General features: G+C 41.7%; 24 protein-coding genes. 7 read left to right on the plus strand and 17 right to left on the minus strand.

The features are described 5' to 3' along the window. Positions 1 to 295: 295 nt before the first annotated feature. From rpmB to EXA13_RS14165, 5 genes are all read left to right on the plus strand, one after another. Positions 296 to 532, plus strand: coding sequence for a 50S ribosomal protein L28 (rpmB, locus tag EXA13_RS14145; RefSeq protein ID WP_000091954.1), 237 nt, complete (start codon positions 296 to 298; stop codon positions 530 to 532). Between the two features lie 13 nt (positions 533 to 545). Further along, positions 546 to 713, plus strand: a complete 168-nt coding sequence (gene rpmG / locus EXA13_RS14150) for a 50S ribosomal protein L33 (protein ID WP_001051800.1) — start codon at positions 546 to 548, stop codon at positions 711 to 713. Positions 714 to 951: 238 nt separating this feature from the next. Further along, positions 952 to 1,428 (plus strand): hypothetical protein, encoded by a 477-nt coding sequence (locus EXA13_RS14155; RefSeq protein WP_078926949.1) that lies wholly within the window; start codon positions 952 to 954, stop codon positions 1,426 to 1,428. Positions 1,429 to 1,472: 44 nt separating this feature from the next. Continuing rightward, positions 1,473 to 2,282 (plus strand): bifunctional DNA-formamidopyrimidine glycosylase/DNA-(apurinic or apyrimidinic site) lyase, encoded by an 810-nt coding sequence (mutM, locus tag EXA13_RS14160; protein ID WP_238133747.1) that lies wholly within the window; start codon positions 1,473 to 1,475, stop codon positions 2,280 to 2,282. 90 nt (positions 2,283 to 2,372) lie between these two features. Then, entirely contained in the window at positions 2,373 to 4,370 is a 1,998-nt protein-coding gene (locus EXA13_RS14165; RefSeq protein ID WP_238133748.1) for an LTA synthase family protein, read from the plus strand. A 49-nt stretch (positions 4,371 to 4,419) separates the two neighbouring features. Here EXA13_RS14165 and coaD read toward each other — a convergent pair whose 3' ends face one another. From coaD to EXA13_RS14190, 5 genes are read right to left on the minus strand one after another with little or no spacing between them, the layout of a single operon-like run. After that, on the minus strand, positions 4,420 to 4,914 hold the full coding sequence (gene coaD / locus EXA13_RS14170) for a pantetheine-phosphate adenylyltransferase (RefSeq protein ID WP_238133749.1): 495 nt from the start codon (positions 4,912 to 4,914) through the stop codon (positions 4,420 to 4,422). Positions 4,915 to 4,955: 41 nt separating this feature from the next. Next, complete coding sequence (locus EXA13_RS14175; protein WP_238133750.1) at positions 4,956 to 6,044, minus strand: glycosyltransferase family 4 protein; 1,089 nt, start codon at positions 6,042 to 6,044, stop codon at positions 4,956 to 4,958. Between the two features lie 43 nt (positions 6,045 to 6,087). Continuing rightward, the gene (locus tag EXA13_RS14180; protein WP_238133751.1) at positions 6,088 to 7,134 is read right to left on the minus strand and encodes a glycosyltransferase family 4 protein; all 1,047 of its coding nucleotides are present in this window, start codon (positions 7,132 to 7,134) and stop codon (positions 6,088 to 6,090) included. Further along, positions 7,131 to 7,922 carry a glycosyltransferase family 2 protein gene (locus tag EXA13_RS14185; RefSeq protein ID WP_238133752.1) on the minus strand — a complete coding sequence of 264 codons (792 nt, stop codon included), beginning with the start codon at positions 7,920 to 7,922 and terminating at the stop codon, positions 7,131 to 7,133. Before EXA13_RS14185 ends, EXA13_RS14180 begins: the two co-directional genes overlap by 4 nt. Beyond that, complete coding sequence (locus EXA13_RS14190; protein ID WP_238133753.1) at positions 7,915 to 8,970, minus strand: glycosyltransferase family 9 protein; 1,056 nt, start codon at positions 8,968 to 8,970, stop codon at positions 7,915 to 7,917. The genes EXA13_RS14185 and EXA13_RS14190 overlap by 8 nt, the downstream gene beginning before the upstream one ends. A gap of 102 nt (positions 8,971 to 9,072) precedes the next feature. Here EXA13_RS14190 and EXA13_RS14195 point away from each other — a divergent pair, with 102 nt between their 5' ends. Both EXA13_RS14195 and EXA13_RS14200 read left to right on the plus strand, forming a co-directional pair. Then, complete coding sequence (locus tag EXA13_RS14195; RefSeq protein ID WP_238133754.1) at positions 9,073 to 9,459, plus strand: diacylglycerol kinase; 387 nt, start codon at positions 9,073 to 9,075, stop codon at positions 9,457 to 9,459. Positions 9,460 to 9,479: 20 nt separating this feature from the next. Further along, a complete protein-coding gene (locus EXA13_RS14200; RefSeq protein WP_238133755.1) occupies positions 9,480 to 10,184 on the plus strand; it encodes a 3-deoxy-D-manno-octulosonic acid kinase in 705 nt (234 codons plus the stop codon). Here the strand turns inward: EXA13_RS14200 and waaA are convergent. The 12 genes from waaA to EXA13_RS14260 all read right to left on the minus strand — a co-directional run bounded on the left by waaA (position 10,181) and on the right by EXA13_RS14260 (position 23,979). Continuing rightward, positions 10,181 to 11,455, minus strand: a complete 1,275-nt coding sequence (gene waaA, locus EXA13_RS14205; protein WP_238133756.1) for a lipid IV(A) 3-deoxy-D-manno-octulosonic acid transferase — start codon at positions 11,453 to 11,455, stop codon at positions 10,181 to 10,183. The two genes, EXA13_RS14200 and waaA, sit on opposite strands and share 4 nt — an antisense overlap. Next, complete coding sequence (gene waaF / locus EXA13_RS14210) at positions 11,449 to 12,498, minus strand: lipopolysaccharide heptosyltransferase II (RefSeq protein ID WP_238133757.1); 1,050 nt, start codon at positions 12,496 to 12,498, stop codon at positions 11,449 to 11,451. The genes waaA and waaF overlap by 7 nt, the downstream gene beginning before the upstream one ends. A 210-nt stretch (positions 12,499 to 12,708) precedes the next feature. After that, positions 12,709 to 13,161: a glycosyltransferase gene (locus EXA13_RS14215; protein WP_238133758.1), complete on the minus strand. Its 453-nt coding sequence runs from the start codon at positions 13,159 to 13,161 to the stop codon at positions 12,709 to 12,711. Continuing rightward, complete coding sequence (locus EXA13_RS14220) at positions 13,128 to 13,739, minus strand: hypothetical protein (protein ID WP_238133759.1); 612 nt, start codon at positions 13,737 to 13,739, stop codon at positions 13,128 to 13,130. The genes EXA13_RS14215 and EXA13_RS14220 overlap by 34 nt, the downstream gene beginning before the upstream one ends. Then, complete coding sequence (locus EXA13_RS14225) at positions 13,714 to 15,009, minus strand: O-antigen ligase family protein (protein ID WP_238133760.1); 1,296 nt, start codon at positions 15,007 to 15,009, stop codon at positions 13,714 to 13,716. Before EXA13_RS14225 ends, EXA13_RS14220 begins: the two co-directional genes overlap by 26 nt. 12 nt (positions 15,010 to 15,021) lie before the next feature. Beyond that, on the minus strand, positions 15,022 to 15,984 hold the full coding sequence (gene lpxM / locus EXA13_RS14230) for a lauroyl-Kdo(2)-lipid IV(A) myristoyltransferase (protein ID WP_238133761.1): 963 nt from the start codon (positions 15,982 to 15,984) through the stop codon (positions 15,022 to 15,024). 213 nt (positions 15,985 to 16,197) lie between these two features. Beyond that, positions 16,198 to 17,364, minus strand: a complete 1,167-nt coding sequence (locus tag EXA13_RS14235) for a nucleotide sugar dehydrogenase (RefSeq protein WP_238133762.1) — start codon at positions 17,362 to 17,364, stop codon at positions 16,198 to 16,200. Between the two features lie 21 nt (positions 17,365 to 17,385). Beyond that, positions 17,386 to 18,327, minus strand: a complete 942-nt coding sequence (rfaD, locus tag EXA13_RS14240) for an ADP-glyceromanno-heptose 6-epimerase (RefSeq protein ID WP_113620495.1) — start codon at positions 18,325 to 18,327, stop codon at positions 17,386 to 17,388. A gap of 164 nt (positions 18,328 to 18,491) precedes the next feature. Further along, positions 18,492 to 20,057 (minus strand): hypothetical protein, encoded by a 1,566-nt coding sequence (locus EXA13_RS14245; protein WP_238133763.1) that lies wholly within the window; start codon positions 20,055 to 20,057, stop codon positions 18,492 to 18,494. 281 nt (positions 20,058 to 20,338) lie between these two features. Next, a complete protein-coding gene (locus tag EXA13_RS14250) occupies positions 20,339 to 22,495 on the minus strand; it encodes a YjbH domain-containing protein (protein WP_238133764.1) in 2,157 nt (718 codons plus the stop codon). Between the two features lie 2 nt (positions 22,496 to 22,497). Further along, a complete protein-coding gene (locus EXA13_RS14255) occupies positions 22,498 to 23,298 on the minus strand; it encodes a capsule biosynthesis GfcC family protein (RefSeq protein ID WP_148505422.1) in 801 nt (266 codons plus the stop codon). A gap of 3 nt (positions 23,299 to 23,301) precedes the next feature. Next, positions 23,302 to 23,979, minus strand: a complete 678-nt coding sequence (locus tag EXA13_RS14260; protein ID WP_238117042.1) for a YjbF family lipoprotein — start codon at positions 23,977 to 23,979, stop codon at positions 23,302 to 23,304. Positions 23,980 to 24,108 lie beyond the last annotated feature (129 nt).

The raw sequence follows: 24,108 nt of genomic DNA on the forward strand, positions 1-24,108 counted from the left end.
AAGCGTATATTTGAAAGAATGTACAAAAAATGCTTAGCTTTCTACGGTTTTCTGTTATGATTCGCCCACATTTTTTAACCTCAGTCAGCTCAATAGAGAAAAAAGATCACTGGATCCTGCAAAAAGGATCTGTTCGGGTCTTGAGCAATGCGTGTCAAGTTAGTATAATGCGCGACCTTTGATAGCCTTGTATGGATTTTCCATAACGGTTTTTAACCTCAACTTCTTATTTAGAAAGAGAGAGGTTCGGCCACCAAGGTTGATATCGAGCTGAAACGATTTGGAGAAGACATTCATGTCACGAGTATGCCAAGTAACTGGTAAGCGTCCTGCAGTTGGTAACAACCGCTCACACGCACGAAATGCTACTAAGCGTCGTTTTCTGCCGAACCTACAAACTCATCGTTTCTGGGTAGAGAGCGAAAAACGTTTTGTTAAACTACGTCTAACTGCTAAAGGCATGCGTATTATCGATAAGAAAGGTATTGATACCGTTCTTGCTGATATCCGTGCACGTGGCGAAAACGTTTAAGAGGAATTGAGCAATGGCTAAAGGCATTCGCGAAAAAATCCGCCTAGTATCTTCTGCAGGTACTGGTCACTTCTACACTACTGACAAGAACAAACGTAACATGCCAGGCAAATTTGAGATCAAGAAATTTGATCCAGTTGTTCGCCAGCACGTTGTGTATAAAGAAGGTAAAATCAAGTAATTGATTACCCCTTCTCTTGCAAGTAGCAGAAAACCCAGCCAATTTGGTTGGGTTTTTCTTTATCTAGGGTTTAACTTTTGCCAACCTTCCAGTAAAAGCACATCGCTTATCGTTTTTACCATTTCTCATTCCTATCATTCCGTGTAGGTGGGAACCTAAAGCGGAGTGAAGCCGCTAGGCACTGAGCACACTCTTTGCTACTCTAGGCATTCGCTTAGGTCTCTCAGGAATAGTTACTGTGCGTATTAGCCCTCATCGACGCCGTCGTTGGAACAACATTCTTATTCTTCTCGTGTTAATTTTTATTGGTGTACTTAACCTGCCACCTTTACTGAAGTCGTATCTGATGGAGCCGGAAGTAAGCCCTTATCCCACCTTATTTAACTCACAGGCTCAATTACAAGCGATACATTTCCCTCATTTTTCTCTCGAGCGGAATCAAGGGCGCTGGCGAGCCACACCACCCAATGATATTGATCCTGAAGAATGGGTTAAACGTTGGCAAGATTTGGCCGGGACGGAAGTTAATGATGAAACATTCCGTACATTACAGCCGTTGTTGAGCTTGCCGCAGACCATTGAAGCTTGGTATCAAGATTTAGAAGAGCCACAGAGAATCACCTATTACCATTCGCCGCAGTTTTGGCTATTTAAAAACTGGCAAGATAAGTGGATAGCGATTTCGACCCCTGACGGTTATCTATTTCCCCAGTAATACATTTTATTTTGCTATTTTGAGGCGCACGACTAGGAGCGGTTATGCCTGAACTACCCGAAATTGAAGTTAGCAGGATGGGGATTTCTCCTCATTTAGTGGGCCAGACAGTACAACGGTTGACCTTCCGTTGTCAGAAATTACGCTGGCCAATTCCTACGGAACTTCACCAGATGGAAGGGCAACCGATTGAGCAAATTTCACGTAGAGCGAAATATCTGCTTATTGAAACGCCGATTGGGGCGGCGGTAGTCCATCTAGGCATGTCGGGCTCATTACGAGTTTTGGCAGGGGATTTCCCTGCAGGTAAGCATGATCATGTTGATCTACAGTTAACGAATGGGAAAATTCTTCGTTATCATGACCCACGCCGATTTGGTGCTTGGTTATGGTGTCCGGCCGGAGAAAGTTTACCGATCCTAGATAAATTGGGCCCTGAGCCATTAACGGAAGCTTTTAATGCGCAGTATATGGCTGAAAAAGCGCAGCATAAACGGGTGGTTATTAAAGCCTTTATTATGGATAACGCTATTGTTGTGGGAGTAGGCAATATTTATGCGAATGAATCGCTATTTAGTGCGGGTATTCATCCTCTTCGGCCAACAAAAAGCCTATCGATGGAGGAGTGGCAGCGCTTAGTGAGTGCGATAAAAGCGGTGTTGGAAATATCGATAACTCAAGGCGGAACAACACTGAAAGACTTTTCTCAACCAGATGGTAAGCCGGGTTATTTTGCTCAAGAGTTACAAGTTTACGGAAAAGGCGGGCAACCTTGCCCACAGTGTACTGAGCCATTGAGTGAACAGAAAATTGGCCAGAGGAACAGTATGTTTTGCAATCACTGTCAGAGCTAAGTCTCACTTTATTATTTGTTTCCATGCGCTTGGAATAAGCTTAGAGTAATCTACAGGGTAATTATGTTTCCTTTTGTCGTTTATTAAGCCATGCATTTTCAGATTCACTTTCGTCAATTAGTACAACTGCTCGTTATCTATGTTGTTTTTTCTCTGTTGTTACTGTTCTTTTCTCGTTATGCGCTTTATCTGTATATAGAGCCAGACTTACCCACTGATGGTGTGATGGATGATATTCGCCGAGCCTTTTGGGTGGGAATGCGATTTGATGCTAAAGTCACGGCGATTGCATATTCTCCTCTGCTATTAGCGGGGCTTTTTTGTGCCCCTTTTGATAAAGCTTATCAGCGATGGTGTGGGGTGTCTGTTTACTACCATACCCTTGTTGCATTTCTCTATGTTATTGGTGGAATAGGAAACTACTATTATTACCTGACCTATGGTAGCCATGTTGATCTATTTATTTTCGGATTGGTCGATGATGACTCAGTTGCGGTGCTTAAAAACCTGTGGAGTGATTATCCTATTATTTATGGGACTAGCTTTGCGGTACTAATAGCCTGTATCGGGTACTACTTTGCGAAGTTTTTCACTCATCAATCGCTATGGCAGCCTAAACAGCAATGGCATTGGAGTATAACTAGTATGGCGTTAGTTTTGGTCATATTAGGGGTATTTTTAACGGCAAGAGGTTCTATCGGAAGTTTACCTCTTAAACGTTATCATGCCAGTGTTTCTGCTTATAAGTCATTGAATATGCTTACACCTAATGTTTTTATGGCATTCGATTGGGCTTATAGTGATTATAAAGATCAAACTCGCTTTGAGCCTATTTCACAGCAGGTTTTAGAAGCACAAATGCTTAAAATCTTGGGCCAAACTATCCCAGAGTATCGCACCCCAGCGAATAGCTATCTTGCAGATAACCCTCCGCATGTGATGGTTGCTATGATGGAAAGTATGGGACAGAGTTTACTATTAGAGGATGATCCGGAGAGTAACGACCTGCTAGGCAGTTTTCGGAAACATGTTAAACAAGATTTTCTATTTGAACGTTTTTTAGCCAGCACATCAGCAACCATTGATAGTATTGCGATGATGTTGGTACATAGCCCATTACCGACCATTAGCCATTCTGCATTACAAAAAATTGCCTTACCGAGCTCAGCGGTATTGCCCTATAAGCAAGCGGGCTATGAGATAGTCTTTGTGTATGGGGGAAATGGGATGTGGCGCAATCTCGCTAACTATCTCCCTACACAAGGGTTTGACCGAGTGTACGATGAGAATGATATTATTGAAGCCTTTCCCGAGGCGGAAAAAGATGCGGGAACATGGGGGGTGCCAGATGGCTTTACCTTTAAGTTTGCTCGTCAATTATTAGATAAAGCACAAAAGCCGACCCTCGTGTATGTCATGACGGTGACGAATCATTCCCCTTACCAGTCTCCGGATTATTATCAGCCCGCACCCACTACCTTAAATGAGAGACTTAATGAATTATTAGGTTATAAAGGGGAAGGGGATGCGAAGGAATTATTAGAAACCTTTCAATATGCTAGCAATGCACTGGGTAATTTTATCCAAGGCGTTAAACAGTCGCCGTTAAAAGATAAACTGATTATCGCTGTGACAGGCGATCATCGAGTTCGTTATACCAATACTTCCCGCCCCGGTGAGGCAGGAATGACTCATGCTGTCCCTTTCTATCTCTATGTTCCTCCTGCAATTTTAGCCAATACCGATTATGTTTATGATCCACAGCGTATTGGCTCACATCGAGATATTTTCCCAACGCTTTATCATTTTAGCTTGTCGGATCAGACATATATTTCGCTGGGGGGTGAAAACTTGTTTGCGCCAGAAGGGGTAAGTAATATCGGTTACAATACAGAAATGAGTATAAACCAATATGGCGTGTTCAGTAATCGTCAAGAGGGGTTATTTTATCCATGGCAGAAAGGATCGTGGTTATTGACGGAAAGTATCCCCAGTGATGAGGTTCCCTTTGATAGCCAATGGGGGCAGGAGTATCACCAGTTACAGGATTATTTTCTACGCTCGCAAGTACTACCCATGGAGCCGTAATTCAAATGATGTGCTTTCTATGGCTGGTGAATAAAAAGCACATTATTGACTAGATCTGTTTTTTGTTATGCAGTGCATTTGCAACGACAGGAGGAACAAACTGATCCACATTGCCTCCGTGGATAGCCACTTCACGAACAATCGTTGAGGAGATAAAGGCATGCTCTTCAGCCGGAGTGAGAAAAACACTTTCTAATCCCGGCATTAAACGGCGGTACATATTGGTGAGCCCAAACTCATATTCAAAATCGACCGTGGTTCGTAACCCTCGAATCAATACATTGGCTTGTTCTGCTCGGGCAAAATCCACCATTAAGCCAGCAAAGCCTTTACTGGTGACATTGTCTAAATGTTGAGTGACCGCCTGAGTGAAAGCCACACGTTCATCTAAAGTAAACATGGTATTTTTGCTTGGGCTAGCGGCAACTGCGATGATCACTTCATCAAACATGTTGGCTGCACGTTCGACAATATCTAGATGACCATTGGTAATAGGGTCAAAGGTTCCGGGATAAATCACCCGTGAAATACGCTTTTGGCTCACGTTATTGCTCTCTATTTCTCAAGACAGGTTTATGCCTTATATTATTTCAATAATGACTGAAAAAAAGCCAGATGTTGCTTGGCGCTAGCTTGGCAAGAAAAGTCATTAATCATGCGTTGCTGGGCATGTCTACCCATCTGCAGACGTTGCTCTGGCGATTGATACAGCCAACGAATTTTCTCAGCAATCGCCGTTGGATCTTGAACTGGAACAATAAATCCGCTTTCACCGTCGACGAGCAGCTCCTTTCCTCCACCTGTGGTGGTAACGATGGATGGCACTCCCATCGCCATGGCTTCAATAATCGTTTTTGGGAGCCCCTCACCGCTAATAGAGGGTTGGATCTGCACAGCGCTAGTGGCCAAGAGCTCAGGAACATCTTTGCGATAGCCCAGAAAATGAATACGCTCTTGCATTCCACTTTGTTTGGCTAAATTCAGGTTTTGCTCGGTGTCCATATCGCGTCCAACCAACAGTAAGTGCACATTGCTTAAATCAGCCAGTTGTTTTGCGCTATCGAGTAGGATATGGACGCCTTTACTTGGTCGAGCATTCGCAATACAAATAACGCAAAAGGCATCTAGGGGGAGACCTAATTCACTGATATTAGCGGGTTGAGCTTGATACCAAGCAATATCATGCCCTTTGTAAATGGTGACAACACGCTCTTGGTGTTTCCACACTCGTTTTCTTACATCATCAGTAACGGCTTGTGCCACGCAGCTAATGCCATCTACTCTTGGATGTAAATGGGTTAAATACGCACTAGGATCATGACGATATAATCCACCGACCGTTCCTCGATAAGTGACTAACTTGGTCTTTTTAAAACCGATACAAGCGAAGGCAGCATTGGGGATCGTTTTTGAATTCATTGCATAGACAATATCATAGTGATAAGCGCTCAGCTCTGCACGTAGCGCTTTGATGGCTTTCCAGCAGATTTTCTTACTGGGGTAAGCATCAATCACCTTGATGCCATTGTCTCGAAAACGCGCAGCGTATTCTGCATCCCCTTGCGTCATAATGGTCACACTGTGCCCCAGCTTAACCATTTCAATAAACATTTCGGCTTCTGGGCGAACACTGTTCCAAGCATCTTTGTAAGAGCTAAAAATTAAAATTCTCATATTTTCTTTACCTTTAGGCGATCAGCTTTAACTCTTGCTTTTCTCAACAGTGAGAGTGACTTTCCATAATTTCTGAGTAGAGAGTTTGATAACGTTGTGCGGTTTGTTCAATCTGAAAATCGCGTAATTTGTTCTCTCGCCCAATGGCTAATGTGTCAACGAGATCTGGATCATGGTGAATTTGCAAAATAGCCTGTGCTAACCCTTGTGCATCTCCGGGTTCAATCAACAAACCAGAAGCACCGTGTTCGATAATGTCAGGAATTCCCCCCGCTCGGCTACCTACCACAGGTAAACCGCTGCCCATCGCCTCTAAAATCACTGAGCCTAACCCTTCACTGTAAGAGGGATGAATAAGCATATTGGCGGCAGCAAACCAATCACCCATATTACTTTGTTTGCCCATAAAATGAATATTCGTTAACCCTTGGGCTTGTTGTTCTAAGACTGGACGCTCTTTTCCATCCCCTAATAAAGCAAAATGAACGTCTGGGGCGGCATCCATTAATAGGCGAGCTGCCGCAACCGTAACATCAAAGCCTTTATGGTGAAGCATGTTGGCGGCATGAATCACCAAAAATTGATGAGAAAATAGTTCACGAATCTGGGAGACTTGCTGTTTATTAATGGGATAACAGACTGGTGAGCTTGGAATGATGGCGACGTTTTGCTGCGGATGGCGTAATAAAATTTGCCGATAAATTTCCTGACTTAACCCAACCAAGGCACTGGCTGATCGGTAAGCTTGAGTCGCAAACCAGCGCTCACTGAGAGGGTTATCAATCCGACGCGTGATCACATAAGGGATTTTATGCAATTTATGTTGTAACCAAGCCCAATAAATCGCTCGCCCTTCATGAACATGAATAAGGTCACAGCCTTGTGTAATGGCTTTACTGTGTTGAGTGAGGTAATGCTTACAGGCAATGACTCGGCACGGTAGCGCTTGTACACGAGAGAAAAAAGGGCTTTTAGGGTTAGCCACAACGGTGAGTTGGTAGCCTAATTTGATCTGCTGCTGTATCAACAGCAGAGTTTGGTTTTCACCGCCGTGATAACCTGAAGCAAGATTGACATGGCAAATATTCATGAACGGTCTCTTTGTCCTTTTCGGACATAATCACGCAACCAAAGGTCAGCATAACGAGTAAACGTAGTATTAGCACTGAGTATGGCAAGTAATAAGCCATGGCGACCATCTAAAAAACCACGTTTCACAATATACATTTTGAAAAAGCGAAAAAAACCATGTAATACGGCGCCAGTTAAGGAGGATGACTTTTTGCCCTCCCGTTGATCAACCCAAGCTTTCATATAGTGCTGAGTTTTCGCTGTGTACTGCGGTAGATACTCAAAAGTATAGTGCTGCAAATAGCCGGATAAGGATTGCAGTGTTAGATGTGATGGTATTTCGACACTCTCGTGAACCAGAGCAGTGTTATATTGAGTATCTTGAGTACGATAGAGGCGCGTGACCCAGTCAGGTGACCAGCCGGAGTAACGAATCTGTTTACCAAATGCTGTGGTTAAGCGATCAATTTGATAAACGGTATTGGGTTTATCATTTTGAACAGCTTGTAAAATACTGCTTTTCAACTCAGGCGTGACTCGCTCATCGGCGTCAAGCCACAGAATATAATCCGATTCAACATAGGATTGTGCTAAGCGGCGTTGAGGCCCAAATCCTTGCCAGTCAGTATTAACAAAAAACTTATCAGTGATACGGCGTGCAATCGCTTCTGTTTCATCACTACTCCCTGAATCAAGAATAACAATTTCATCGACCCAACCCGCTACCGTTTCTAGGCAGGCTTGCAAATGTTTCGCTTCATTTTTGACGATTAAGGCAACCGCCAACGTCGGCATTGATTTAGTCATGGGTTGTTGTACCTTTCATCATGCGTATAAATGCGTTAATAACCGAAGAGACAGAAATACCCTGCATCAACGTCTCTCCTTTTGCCCGAGTGCTCCAAGTCAGTTGCTCTAAGGGTTTTCCTTGCTGCTTTGTCACACACGCTTCATAGATACTGACCACATCATTAATATTGAAATAGGGACCGGTACGTTTGGGGTTGCTGTGAGCATATAAACCCAACACGGGGGTACCTTGTGTTGTGGCAATATGTGCTGGGCCTGAATCCGGAGCAAGTACTAACTTCGCTTCGCCAAGCATGGCAGCTAATTGCTTTAAGCTGGTCTGCCCGACTAAATTTACTACAGGTTGAGTCATTAAGTCAGTAATCTGGTTAGCCAACAGCTGCTCACGAGGGGCGGGAGAGCCGCATAATACTACCTGATAACCTTGTGACACGACATAATCAGCAAACTCGGCGTAGCGTGCGGTCGGCCAATTTCGCTCATCTTTACTTGCGGCAGGGCAGATAATCACACTGGGTTTATCTTGCAACTGCTGACGAGCAAAAGCACGGTCTTGCGGAGTAATAGGTAACGACCAAGTGGGCTGGCTACGAGGAACTCCCAAATACTCAATAAAAGAGAAAAAGCTATCTAATACATGGGAAGATTCCGTATCAGTAATTTTGCAGTTAGTAAATAACCACTGACCTTCTTTAGCCCGTTTACGGTGAAAACCCACTTTATATTGAGCACGAATGCCTAGGGTAAGTAGGCTTGCTCTCAGTGCTAACTGCATATGCACTAAAGCATCAAAGCGGCGACCCTTTAGCTGTCTCCATACGGATTTCATCCCTGCCCAGCCAGCTTTTTTATCAAACACAATCAGCTCAACGTTGTCTAGCCCTTGTAATAATTGGGCTTCCACTTTTCCGATAATCCAAGTTACCTTGGTCTCAGGCCAATACTTTTGCAAAGCTTGCACTGCGGCAACCGCATGGCAGACATCCCCGATTGCAGAGAGCCGCAAAAAACAGACAGACTTTGGTGGTGATGAGAACAGAGGCATGGAAAAAGCTCACTAATTAATGAGGCTAAATTATGCAGAGTCTGCAGATAAATGTAAAATAAGCCTTCTAATGCTGTGACCATAAAATAAGAGAAGCCAACTATGCAATCACCATTTAGCGGCAAACCCGGAGCAACGGGATTTCGCCGAGTAATCAATGCCACTGGCTATTCATGGCAAGGTCTAAAAGCGGCTTTTCAACATGAAGCGGCGATTCGCCAAGAGTTGGCATTATTAGCCATAGCGGGTGGAATTTTATGCTTGCTTGATTTACCGCTTCTGGAACGATTACTGATGTTTTCCAGTGTGGTGCTGGTGTTGATTATCGAGCTGGTTAACTCGGCAATAGAGGCGGTGGTAGATAGAGTAGGATCAGAACGGCATGAACTGAGTGGACGAGCAAAAGATATTGGTTCGGCCGCCGTAATGGTCAGCCTTCTGTTAGCGGGATTAATTTGGGGGAGTTTGCTCTATGCTTACTACGGATAACCTTTCGCAGGAATCTTATTATGATTAAGCAGCTTTCTTTGAAGAATCAAACCATTTGGTATGACGAACAGTGGGTTAATGAACCGCTTCATTCACTGTTTGATGCTCAATACTGGCAAGCGGAACAGAAAATTATTGGCAGTGCGATAGGTCGAGGAACAACGTGGTTTATTGCTATGCAGCAGCTTGAGGCGGCGTTACGTCACTATTGTCGAGGGGGATTGTTCGGCAAGTTAGTGAGTGATCACTACTGGTTTCAGAGTTGGGGGAAAACCCGTAGCTACGCTGAATTTCATCTTTTGTATCACTTACGTGAGCAAGGGGTCAATGTCCCACGCCCGATCGCAGCCCGCGCCGTTAAACAAGGATTTTGCTATCAAGCGGACTTATTGAGCGAAAAAATCGCCAATGCACGAGATTTGGTGGCTATCTTGCAAGAAAACGCTCTAGCAGAAAGTCAATATATTGCGATAGGAAAAGAGATTGCTAAGCTGCACCGAGCTCAGGTAAACCATACCGATCTGAATATCCATAATATTTTGATCGATACATCTAATACCGTATGGATTATTGATTTTGATAAATGCTACCAGCAAAAAGGAAATAGTTGGAAAGAGGCAAATTTACAGCGTTTGCTGCGCTCTTTTCGTAAAGAGCAGCAGCGGTTTGGGATTTTTTGGCAAGAGCCACAGTGGCAGCATATAGTGGCTGGTTATCATGCTTAATCTTTTGTTGAAGAAAAAATCGCATGTATGGTCTTTTCTAGTGCACCTCGATTATTTTTAACCACTTGTGCTGCTCTTTGTCCAATCTCTTGTATCATTTTGGGCTGATTAAATCGTTCAACTAGTGAGGCGGCAAGTTCTTGAGAAGAGTGACAAATACTGATGGCATCAGCGGCTAATAACGATTCAGTCACATCAGTAAAATTATAATAACTTGGACCATTAAGTAATGGCTTACCCAGCGCTGCGGGTTCAACTAAATTATGTCCACCCACTTTGTCTCCCAGCAGACTTCCACCCATAAAACAGACATCTGCGGCATACATTAACGTCAGCATCTCGCCCATGGTATCTCCAAGGTAGATCTGAGTTGGTTCTGTGACAGGTTCAGTTCGACGGCTAACGGTAAAACCTTGCGTCCGGCACAGTAAATCTACCGAATTAAAACGCTCTGGATGGCGTGGGACCAAAATTAATAACGCATCAGGATAGTGATTCAGCAATTGACGATGTGCTTCAAGGCACATTTCATCTTCACCTTGATGGGTGCTGGCGGCGATCCAAATTGGACGATCTTGGCCTAATTGTTCACGTAATGCTTGTCCTTGCTGACGGATCTCATCGGTCACGGTGATGTCAAATTTAATCGATCCCGTTACCGATATTTTATGTGGGTCGATACCTAGCCGGAGAAAGCGGTCTGCATCACTCTGATATTGGCAAAGTAACTGACTAATATGACAAGAAAGCAGATGAAAGACTGATTGAAAACGCTGATAACGGTGGCAAGAGCGTTCCGATAAACGGGCATTAATCACGGTGATGGGAATGTTGCGTTTTGCAACGCAATGTAGCGTATTTGGCCACAGTTCCGTTTCCATAATCAGCAACTGGCTAGGCTGAATCGCGTTAAGAAAACCATTAATGCAGAAAGGAAAATCCAGTGGCATATAACGATGCTCAACCAAATTCGATAACTTTTTGATCTGCTGTGCACCCGTACTGGTTGTAGTGGTGACCACAATCGGTAAATCAGGTTGACGTTCTTTTATTGCTTGAATAATGGGGGTAGCTGCAATAGCTTCACCAACAGAAACGGCGTGAATCCATAGTGGCCTACTTGTTGAATCATCTAATTTAGGGGTTACACCGAAATGCTCCTTCCAACGTGCGCCAAAGGCGGGTTTTCCGGCCCGTTTTTTATACAAACTATATAGCATAAAAGGGGCGGCGATCAGCAATAATAAAGTATATAAGCCACGAATCAGCATTGCTCTAAACCTGTGTCAAAAGCCTCAATAGCTTTGATGATCTGTTGCGGGGCAAGCTCAGTTAAACATTTTAGGTGTCCGTAAGGGCATTCACGTTTAAAGCAGGGGCGACAGTCAATATCGGTATGAACAATCGCACTTTTTTCTGCCAGCGGTGGGGTATAGTGAGGAGAGGTTGAACCATAAACACCGACAACCTGACAACCTGCCGCTGCTGCCACATGCATTAATCCTGAGTCATTACTTACCACCGTTTGACAACAAGAGAGTAAGTCTACCGCTTCAATCAGGCTAGTTTGACCTGCTAAATCACGGATGTTCTCTCTTAGATCTTCTGGTATTCGCGCCACAATGGCTTGGGTTGTCACTTGATCTTTCGCTGAGCCAAAGAGCCAGACTTGCTTACCTTGTTGCAGCAAATGTATAGCGACTTGCGCATAGTGAGCGGCCGGCCACTGTTTCGCCGGGCCAAACTCAGCACCTGGACATAGGCCGATGGTGTCAGTCAATGCTAAAGCAAATTTCTTTGCCGTGGCTTGTTGCTGCTCTGTCGAGATGGCTAATTGGGGTTTAGGTAACTGATCGATACCGCCCAACGCTGCTGAACCAGTCATCTTAAGCTTAGGGTGTGCCAACGCGACATAGCGTTCAATCATATATTGAAATGCTTTTTTATTTGGGCGCAAATCATTCAGTAAGCCATAGCGCATCTCACCTTTCCAGCCAGTACGTACTGGAATATTAGCAAACCAAGGAATTAAGGCCGATTTTGCTGAATTGGGTAATACGTAGGCGTGATCATATTGGCCACGTAGTGAGCGGCCTAATGCACGCCTGGCAAAAAATTGGAATTCACCATGTCCAAACGGCAGTGCTAAAGCTTGGTTTACTTCAGGCATCCGCTCTAAGATGGGTTTACACCAAGCCGGTGCCATAACATCAATTTCGGCATTCGGGTGTTGCTGCTTAATGGTGATATATAAGCATTGTGACATCACCATGTCGCCCACCCAAGATGGGCCTATGATCAGAATACGATTCATTTTAATAAGTTAACCTTAAGTTACTGAAGTCTTATTGTTTTTCAATAGTATAGATTTATCATCATAAGCCTTTCTAATTAGAAAGTATGTAGACCATACTTAGTAACTATGTTTATTACTTATAAACATAGTTACTAATATCTATAATAGTAGATTTGGTAAATATAACTCAATAAAGATAGTATTTAAAATACATTATCAACCTTTATTTTAGTTATCTTCTGCTATTTTTCTGATAACTTTTATTGTCCTTGTTGCATAATCTTCATTGTTATAACTTAGTGAGTTAGCAGATAAGAGAGACAGATTATTATATTTTTCATCATCATCTAATAAGGTGACTGTTCTATCAACAAACCAATCAATATCAATGGAATCTGATAACCATTCTTGGTACTCATTAGGCAGTATTTCAGAGGCTCCCACGTTTCTTGTTGTTATCACTGGTATTCCCATTGATAAAGCTTCAGGGATAACCATACCAAATTCTTCAAAATTAGCAGGATAAACGAAAATATCGACAGCACTTAGCCAATACTCAGGTGTGGAATTTTTAGGTTTATAAATAAATTTTTCTGATTGAATAATCGGGTGTTCTAAAAATTTTGATGGTAATTTTTTGGAACCCATTATAAAATATTTAACATTTTCAATATTAGACATTTTTCGCAAATTTTAAAAAAATGAGATAACCCTCTTTTATCAAAATCACCGGAAGTGATAAACCCAATTAACTTTGTCTTATTATTTAAAGATAACTTTTCTCTTGCTTCCTTTCTGTAATTTTTTCTTGTTAACAGATTGAATCTATTATTGTTGTAACCAGGATAGATGACAGTAATATTTTTTTCATTGAATCCTTGATCTAATAGCTTTCTCTTTGTAAAGTAAGAGTTTGAAATAACAGTGCATGAGCTTTTCTTTAACCAGTTAAAATAAGATGTATTGCTTTCATTTTCTACGGGAATGTTATGTATAAAAGTTATGTCTGAATTTCTTAAACTATTATCATGATCTATAATAAAATTATTATTATTTTTTATTTTTAATTGATTTTTATTGATTATTGCTCTTTTTGCTATCACTTTATTTTTTAGTAATAAGCTAAATCTTCCCTTTTGACAATATACTGAAAACTTGGAACCAATATTTTTTAGTTTTTCTATTTGCATACTAATTAATTGGCCCGTTCCACTTTTAAAAGATATATTTTTCCTATATATTATGTAATGTGGTTTCATTCTCACCTCTATAAATATAATATGAGTATATAGTTGAAAATACAATATTATGAATTATCCAGCCGGACCACATAGAATTGTATGATTCAAAGTTATTTGCTACTAGGAGTGTAATAAGAGAAGAAAAGGTAAAATAAGCAAGACTACTTGGTATAATATTGTTCTTCCATAGTAAATAAGTTATTTTAGATAGTTTGAAATAGAATAATATAATTAATGAAATTCCTAAAAACCCGTAGGAAACTAATACTTCAATATAATAGTTGTGTAAATGCCTAAAATCAGATTTTACCCATTGCGGAAAATCTGAGCGTTGTATAATTTCTTTTTTGGCTAGCTCTCCTGACCCCAATATTGGACGTTCTTTTATCCATTTTAACGCTTCATACCAACTGTGCAATCGAATCCCTATACTCGTGAATGGGACAGATTCAATACCATCTTCTAAAGTCGTCGTAATGACACTACTTTCTGCTTTTATGCGTGTTTGTACAATTGAATCAAATGGTAAAAAATACTGTAATGTTAGAAAAGACAATAATAATGTTACTGTTACAGAGACTCTTTTAATTGATATATGATTTATTCTAAATAAATATATAATCCCAATTATAGCAAAGGCAATGATAAGAGCGAGCCATACCCCTCTCGTCTGGGATATTAATACACCAGTAAAGAAAATAATAAAACCTAGTCCAGATAAAACGAAGTAGACTACTTTCTTCCTAAGTGTATAATTTTTCCATTGAGATGTTATTTGGGGAATGACATAAGTAATTATACCTAATAATGCTATAGCCATTAATAAAGTTGTATGCTGTGCATTGATTAGTTTAAAATCGACACGTTGCCCTTTTATTCCATTTATCCACTCTGCTATCCCTTCACCTCTGGTAAAGGTTGCAAGTACAAGAGCTAAAGCTGAAATTATAAGGAATACATGAATATTTTTTTTATTACCTTTTAACCAATAGGCTATTGGAATAAAAACAAATAGTCTAAGGAAAAAACGTAGGTCTGGGTATAAAACCGCTAGTTCTGGTTGTAAGAAGCGAATACTAATCCAAGAAATAATGATAATAATAAAACTAGATAATAAAAGATAAATGGTTTTATCTTTAAATAATTTATACTTTGAATCATTTATAATTAACAGAAAACTAAAAATCAAGATAACTTCAGAAGTTCTCCCCAAAAATGGAACAAGTATAAAGCAACCTGCGTAGAGGAAACACATAGCAAGCATGAATTTTTCAATATTCAATTTCATTTTAATTGTTTTTTATTCTGTATAAGGATTAACATCACTATCCGGGCGAGTTTTTAGTAGACGTAAAATCCACATATATTGCTCAGGATACCGGGTTACATAAGCTTCAATGCATTCATTCATCATCCTTGCATCTTGTTGCTCATTACCTGTAGGAAAAGGGAGCTGTGGATAAAAATCCAGCTCATAGCATCCTGTTTGGGTGTTAAACATGGCAAACAAAGGAACGATTTTCGCTTTACTTAGTGTTGATAACCGTCCTAAGCCAGCAATAGTCGCTTTTTGAGTCGCAAAGAAATCAACAAAAACACTGTGTTCACGGCCCAAATCTTCATCGGGTAAGTAATAGCCCAAGTAGCCATCTTTACGTACGGATTTGATAAAAGGTTTGATGCCAACACTTCGGTCGTACACTCGGCCGCCATATTGTACGCGCTGTCTATGCATCAACCAGTCAGATACTAAGTTCTTTTGGCTTTTGGCCATCGCTGAAACGGGTAAGCCTCTTGATGCTAATAAAATAGCGGGGATATCAATCGCCCATGTATGTGGAACTAAGAGAATAACATTTTCACCGTTATTCAATACTTGTTCGACATGCTCTAACCCTCGTACTGATGTGTGTTTTTCCAGCCATTGATTACTTCTTAATGATGTTGAGGCAAAACCCATTAAGAACATAATGGAAGTCACATACATATTAAAAAGGATATGCTCACGTTCGGAGATGGCCTTATCGGGGAAGCACATAGCTAAATTCACTCTGGCTCGAATATTTGCTTTGCTTTTAACTCTAACGGCGAGAGTGGCTAGCCCCCGAGCAATCACTCGTTTGAGCCTGTTAGGAAAGAAGCTTACTAAGCTGGCGAAAAAAATAGCAAGCCAAGTGCCCCAGTAACGAGGGTGAAGAAAGCGCCATTGAAAATTTGGGTTATAGGCGTATTCATCAAAGTCATTGCGTGGTGGTGACGACATAAATTACTCAGTGAAAATGAGGATATTGTTTGAATTTGCAGCGGAGTATAGCAGCTCTCAACTCTACGGGACAGCAACAATCTGACAAACGATTGTATGATATTTCTTATCTATTTTAGCCGATTTTTCTCACTATTCCTGCTTTATATGCTTAAATATTGGGGAATAGAAAAGCAATTAGCCACCTGGTTTACGGTGGCTAGAAGAATGTTTTTAGTCACTACCAAACAAATCTCTTGTGTAGACTTTATCGGCAACATTGCTCAGGTCTTCTGTCATGCGATTGGAAACAATCACATCGGCTTCTTGTTTGAAGGCTTCTAAGTCTTGAACAACACGCGAATGGAAGAAGTGGCTCTCTTTTAGAACAGGTTCATAAACGATCACTTCGATGCCTTTCGCCTTCAAGCGCTTCATAATGCCTTGAATGCTCGATGCTCGGAAATTATCTGATCCTGCCTTCATGATCAAACGGTAGATCCCAACCACTTTAGGCTGACGTTTGAGAATAGAATCGGCAATAAAATCTTTACGGGTGCGGTTAGCATCCACAATGGCAGAAATAATATTATTCGGCACAGATTGATAGTTGGCTAACAGCTGTTTGGTATCTTTTGGTAGGCAATAGCCACCATATCCAAAAGAAGGGTTGTTATAGTGATGACCAATGCGCGGATCTAACCCCACCCCTTCAATAATTTGTCGGGTATCTAAGCCGTTGACTTCCGCGTAGGAATCCAACTCATTGAAATAAGCCACTCGTAGGGCGAGATAGGTGTTTGAGAAAAGCTTTACTGCTTCCGCTTCGGTTGAATGAGTAAACAGAACGGGAATCTCTTCTTTTATTGCCCCTTCCGCGAGTAAATCCGCGAACACTTTAGCGCGCTCACTCTGTTCACCCACAATAATCCGTGACGGATACAAGTTATCATACAGCGCTTTACCTTCACGCAGAAATTCAGGGGAAAACAGGATATTGTCGCACTGAAACTCTTGTTTGATTCGGGCTGTATAGCCAACAGGAACGGTCGATTTTATGACCATTACTGCATTTGGATTGATCGCCATAACGTCACGAATTACCGCTTCCACGGATGAGGTATTAAAGTAGTTGGTTTGTGGATCGTAGTCAGTTGGGGTCGCAATAATGACGAAATCGGCCTCTAGATAGGCCTGTTCTTTATCGATAGTTGCGACAAAATTGAGCGTTTTATTTTGTAGAAAGTCTTCAATTTCTTTATCCACAATGGGGGATTGACGCTGGTTAAGCATCGTCACTTTTTCTTCAATAATGTCTAACGCCACGACTTGATGGTGCTGCGCCAGCAACATTGCGTTTGATAGGCCGACATAACCCGTTCCTGCTACTGCTATTTTCACTCTTTTTTCCTATCCAACAAATTAATGATTAATGATGGTCATATACTCAGCGACTCCTTCCGCAACGCTTTTAAATTGTACGTCACAACCAGCGGCACGCAGTTTGGTTAAATCTGCTTGAGTATATTCTTGGTATGCCCCTTTTAAATGTTCTGGGAAGGGGATAGTTTCAACTTGACCTTGGCCGTGATGTTGAATGACCGCTTTAGCAACTTCATTGAATGATTCAGCATTACCCGTACCACAGTTAAAGATGCCAGAGACGCCGCTTTCCATAAACCACATATTGACGGCAGCGACATCACCGACATAGACGAAATCCCGTTTAAAGTGCTCACTACCCGCGAACAATTTTGGGTTTTCGCCAGCCTTCATTTGATTATTGAGGTGGAAAGCGACCGAAGCCATGGAGCCTTTATGTTGTTCACGGGGGCCGTACACATTGAAATAACGAAAGCCAGTGATTTGAGAGAGTGTTTCATTATGCTCGGCAGCATCTTGCCACAAGCGGCGAACGTAATTGTCGAACTGCTGTTTTGAATAGCCGTAGACATTAAGGGCCCCTTCATATTGAGGCTCTTCAATAAAAGTATCCGTATCACCATAAGTCGCAGCAGAAGAGGCATACAGGAAGGGGATTTCACGATCCAAACAGAAGTGAAGCAGCTCTTTCGAATATTCATAGTTATTGAGCATGATGTATTTGCCGTCCCATTCTGTCGTGGCCGAGCAAGCCCCTTCATGGAAAACAGCGTCTATTGCACCAAAATCATCACCAGCCATAATCTGGGTTAAGAAATCATCACGGTCCATATAATCAGCGATTTTTAGGTCAACTAAGTTTTTGAATTTATGACCATTTTTTAAATGATCAACGACCAGTATATCCGTAATTCCTCGGTCATTGAGTGCTTTGATTATGTTGCTGCCAATCATGCCAGCACCGCCTGTTACGATGATCATAACTTGTCCTACCTAAAAGCTAAAAACTGCGCAAATAGTAGCAGGAAAAATGTGGATAGGCGAGAAATCTGGCCTTTGTGATTTCTTCTGGTCCTTCATGTGTAAGGGTCTGTTTATCCAGTATCATTCCTGCGAAGGCGGAATCTATGTTTTGTGAATGCTGATTAGTCGTTATTTTCTTCTAGCCACACCCAAGTATAGGGTTGGCGTTTTAGTAAATCGTCATGCTCTAATTGTGCAGAGATATTTTTCAGGAGAGGAATATTATCTACGAGAGGATCTATCAATTCGGAGCTGATAGTTCGGTTATAAAGATTCTGATATTGATACAAAAATGTGTCGATGATCGAACTTGACTCAGTTTTTATCCATGAAATAGAAGATTTTTCAATAGCTTTAATCTGTTGATCTAAGGTGATGTCATCAAACTTCATGACGGGTAATTCCATGTGATATGGAGTATAAAAAGTTTGCTTTATAAATTGAGGTAACCCTGTTGTAACCGTTAGTTCAGCATCAATGGATACTCTTAAAATAGTATCATCAATCTGAGGAGTTGAAGAAATTTGAATACATTGCAACCCACTATGTACATAACAGTCGTCCAAGTTTGGGTATTGGGGGGAGGGGAGTGAATTTAGTACTCCTTCTGCACTTAGGTGGCTGGCGATCTCATTTGTACCTTGAGCAACATGTCGAAATGCCCAATAGTGAGGCTCAGAAATGGTCGACTCCTTCCCCTGTAAATTTAAATAATAATTGCTAGGTTCGATAAGCTCTGAATAACTATACGTACTGTTTACATCGGTGGTTAATGGCTGCCACAAGTAAGCATTAGGGGCATTAAATTTTCGACCATCAACAAATAATTGTGCCAAAGAGATGTCAACATCAATAGGTGGATTCCATGAGTTATCTAAATTTTCTATGTTATGGAGTTTTATTTTTTGACTGGAATTACCTATGGTATTTGTTGCACTGAGATTATTTGTTTGAGCAAATTCGAAAGCAAAGAGATTCTTAACCTCGGATATTTTACGTTTGTAGGCAGTTAGCATTACGGGCTTCTTGGTTGGAGAAATAGCGGTTACTTTTTCTCCACTACAAGAACTGTGATTGTCACTACAACTAGAAAACCCTAGAAAATCTTGGTTTAATTTATTAATGGAATAGAAGAAATTATTATCGGTCAAATCAGGTGATTCAATAAAGGCAGAATATTCTTTTTCTTGTGGATTTAAATGATTTGCAGATGTTACTAAACAGTTAATATTATTGTTTTTATTCTTAGCATAAATAGAAAATGTTTCTAAAATTAACGACTTAGAAAAAGTGCTAATGAAGTGATCTCGACCTTCTGAATAGGAAAAGCTGATATATCCATCAGCAGGAACATCGCTTTGTTTAAAACGGAAAGTAGAGCCTAATCCATTCGTTTCCGTTTGATTCGTATAACGACGAACGAAGTTACCATTTTTATCATGAATAACAATTTTGTAATTATTTTCAGGCACAGACCGATATGCGATAACCTTTCTTGTTTTATCGTCATTATAGCCAAATATTTGGCAGCTATTTTGATCATTTTCAGCAACATTATCTAAATCAAAAAAGCTCACATTATAATATTTCACCGTCGGTGATGGTGTGCTACTCGAACCTCCACTTTCACCACCGCCACAACCGAATAGAGTGAGTGCAATTGCGCTAGAAATCAGATATTTGTGCATAGTCTACAGTCTCAAGTTAGCAAGCGAGATAGGTTACCCATCATCATGGTTGATCAAATATTATCTTCACGTAACCCTAGCAAATAACATGCCTAGTCACGGATGTTATGTCATATTCCGATGTTATATTTTACTTATCCAGCCTAAACTGTCACTTCCACATCGGAATTTGTGTGTAAGTAGGCGTCTAAGTGTTGTGAATTCATATCAATAGGTTCCCCCCCGCCTGCGCGGGGAGAACGAACGACTTAGTATGGAATGATGAACAAATCGATTATGCCTTATTTTATCGGCGCTCTTTCAAACCATGGGCTACGGGCATCCGTCATTTCGAATAAACTATGTTGACGAGACAGCATCTGCCCCCCATCACGCTGGATCGGCATCCAAGAAATAGCGGCTCGGTTAGTATTATGTTTTGCCGTCATCATCTCTAGTGGAATTGAAATATAGAAGCCTTTAGTAAAACTCCCTTCACCGAATTCATCAGCAGATAGATCGGTTTTGGTTGCGAAGGCTCCCACAATCACTCCACTGTTAAATTGTTTTGAAAAATCCACGGTAACACCGACATCTTCCGATAGGTAACGTCCGGCACTCACTTTTAATAAGCTATTATCAAACAGTGACCAAAATTGAGGTTGCCAGTACAGTGTCGCATGGCCAGTGGCTGTGCCAGTTTGTACCCGATAATAGCGGTTAATGGTGTTATCATAGTGGACTTCATCACGATAGATACCAAACACTGAGCCAGCTTCCCGTTGGGCGACATAGTTGAGATCTATACCGACTGCCCAATGTTTATCGAGTGGGCGATAGAGCCATTCACTACCTACCCCAGCAAACATACTCTCAAGGTAACCGCCGTAAAATTGGTTATAAATACCTTGCCCAACATAATCAAGGTAAGTGAGTTGGGCATGATTGAGCCTAATCGTGTCTTCTAAGTATTCACGACTTAGCGTTCGAACACGTTTAAGATCGGTTCCATCGGGGGGAACGGTATAGTTAAATTTATCGTAGTTATCGTAAATATTGCCATAAAGGCTACCCGAAAGAAGCCAGTGATTATTAAGTCTCCAACTTGCATCGGCTCTTGCTCCAATTGCAAATAGATAGAAACTTTCTGCTCCACCAAACGACTGTTGCAGTACAGGAGAAAGCCCCAACTGCCATGGTTTATCCTGTTGGGTATGCTGGTGTCCGATGGCTGGAGAGGGATCACGTATTTCTACAGCATCACTGATTTTTCCATTGATATAAGCTTGATTGAGCACTTGATGTGCTTTATCGCTATCAATGACCACCTCGGTTAACGGCTGTTGGTTACGAGTCTCAATTATTCGGATTTGTTCGGTATCAATGCCACTATTTAGAACGACTCTAGCTAGGCGATCATAACCTTCTTGTCGATCTCGATAACGCTTTTGTTCACCCATAACGGTTACGGCTGTGTCACTTTGATAAACTCGTACTGATTGATACCCTGAAACTCTGGCGATATCTTGTGTCAGCGCTTGCCACTCTTCGTTACTCATTTCCGTACGTGGTGTGGATGGCGCATAAGCGGGTTTAGGTTCATCTAACCAGAGTGGCTTAATGTCGGAGAAATTACTATGCAGGCGCAGACCTAGATTGACGCTATTTCCTCGCTCATAGCTTAAGCGAACACTGGCCCAATCCGTTAAGGCGTAATTCATACCAAAGTTCCAAGGCGTTGACTGTGGTATGGTTATTTTTCCTGCTGTCACAGGGTAGTCACTACGATAGTCGTTACCCTCATACTCTATCTTTAGCGTTAACGGCTTATAGGGTGTTTGGTATTCAATGCCACCAAATAGGGCCATACACCCAGTGAACATTCGATTTACATCAAAACTTCCACCATTACCTTTGTAGTCTGTGTCACGGCCGCAATCGCTGGAGAGGGCTTTGTCGCCGTGTACATTGCCTCGATTGCCTAAATAGCCCCAGCCGATTCCTAATGTAAAATCTAGTGGTCCCCAGCGTTTGCTGGCTGCGAGATATTCCCCATCAAATAATCCTGTCCCACCAATATCTTGAAAACCCAGTGATACTTGTGGAAGCCAATAGCTCTCTTCCCATAAGCGAATCTTGGCATCAAAGGATTTGTCGGTATGCTTCGTATTACCACTAAATGAAGGGTCATTACTGTAGAGCATGTCATGGGTTTGTGCATAACGGACAGTGGTTTCTAGCCACGGAAATAACTGCACGGAAATAGTATAAAAATCATAAATATCATTATGGTTGTAGGCCGCGCTAAATTCCCCTTCTGGCTGCATACGAGCCGTTGGCATTTGCATTAACCCTGTCCCACCAAAATTAGATTGAGTATAGGTTTGAGCGCTTAATGGTAATGAACAGAGTAGCAGCCCTGCATAACTAAAACGTTTTATAGGTGTGCTCAACATCATGGTTATTCTCTCGGCAGTTGATGGCGAAGCAGTTCAACCACCTGCTGATTAATGTGTTTTAGTTCAGTGCGGTTAATCGATGAAAACAGCGTGGTTGTAAAAGGCACATAGATGATAGCCCCAGGTAACACGGTATGCGGATGTGCATTCCAATAGCCAACAGAATGCGTTTGAATCTCACCGTTGGGTTGAATGATGGTGAGTTCACCCAGTGTGGTATTTATCCACTTGGCCTGTTGAGCATAATCACGAGCACTGTAGTGTGCTTTCCATTTTTGTGGTTCGGAATGATGAACCGCCCCCAAAACGGTAACCGTTTGAGAATCACTTAAGTAGGGTAGATAAAGTGCAAATTCTCCGTTTAATAAGGGGTTATGACCGCTTACCGTTCTGATCACGTCTGGGTCTAAAGGAATCAATGCTCGTTTGGCAAACCGACGTTTGCGTAGCTCGTTACGTAACTGCTGCCAGCTCGTTACTTGTGGCTCTTGAACTTTATCTTGTAACTGAGCCAGTCTTTTGAGCAGATCTTTTTGCAACGGAAAAGGTTCATGCAAGGAAAATAATCGACTGTTCTGCCAATCAATCCTTAAGGTACTGATCGCAGGTTGCTGAGAATGTAGAGCTTGCAACACCATTGCATCGAGGCGAACTGGGCCATCTGCCTCTAACTTTATTAAAAGAGGGGGATGGGAAATGGCTACTTTGGCAGAAAAATCGGTATGAGAAATCGGCTCTTTCGCATGTAAAGTTAGACTAACGCCTAGACACCCCAGAAAACTAAGTAAGGAAATAAAACGCATAGCTTATTCTCCTGCAAAGGGCTTAGCGATGGAAAGGGAAAGGCGTGAACCATTCGGTCCCAAATATTGCTCGCTGGCGATGACTCTACCTGTCTTTGGGCTTAACCAATAACGGTTGTGATAGCGTTGTTTGCTGACGGTAAGGGTGACACTTTCTTCAACGAGCACCAAATTTTGTGAGCCCGTCGGTAAGGCTTTTTCTTGTTGACCATAAACCTTAAATTGAGACAGGGCAGGTTCAATATAGTCTTGCTTACCTTGCTGCCAATGCAGTTGATATTGCCAAGTTGTCGGAGTTTGAGCATGAAGTAAGTTTAAGCTGAGTGGATCGGGCGTATTTGCTGATAGAGCCTGAATATTGCCTACCACTAAATTCACCGTTTTGGTGATACGACCTGCTTCAGTAATCAGTAACTCTTCTTGGTTAGATACCCATTTTAGGGCGAATGGGTGAGCTTTCCCTTGTTCAGCCCAAGCTAAAACGAGTAAAGCGTTAGGGGCATCATCTAAACTCACAAAGAGAGAAGCATAGGGGAGGTTTTGTGCATATTCCACTGTGGCTCGTTCATCACTCACGCCAAAGAGAGCGACAGAAAGTGTTTCTGATAGCTGTTGAGTTTGAGGCGCACAGCCAGTCAGCGTAAGCAGAATGATCAGTAATCCGTGATGAGCTAACCGCATCTCACAATCCTTAATGATGGTAAAAATCACACCCTCTTATCCAAATCTACTGGATAAGTCAGAAGGTATGGAATCTAACCACGCAATGTGTGTATTTTTCAAAAATAAAGCCGCCTAAGGCGACTTTAT

This window comes from Vibrio cincinnatiensis (assembly GCF_022113815.1).
Taxonomy (GTDB): domain Bacteria; phylum Pseudomonadota; class Gammaproteobacteria; order Enterobacterales; family Vibrionaceae; genus Vibrio; species Vibrio cincinnatiensis_A.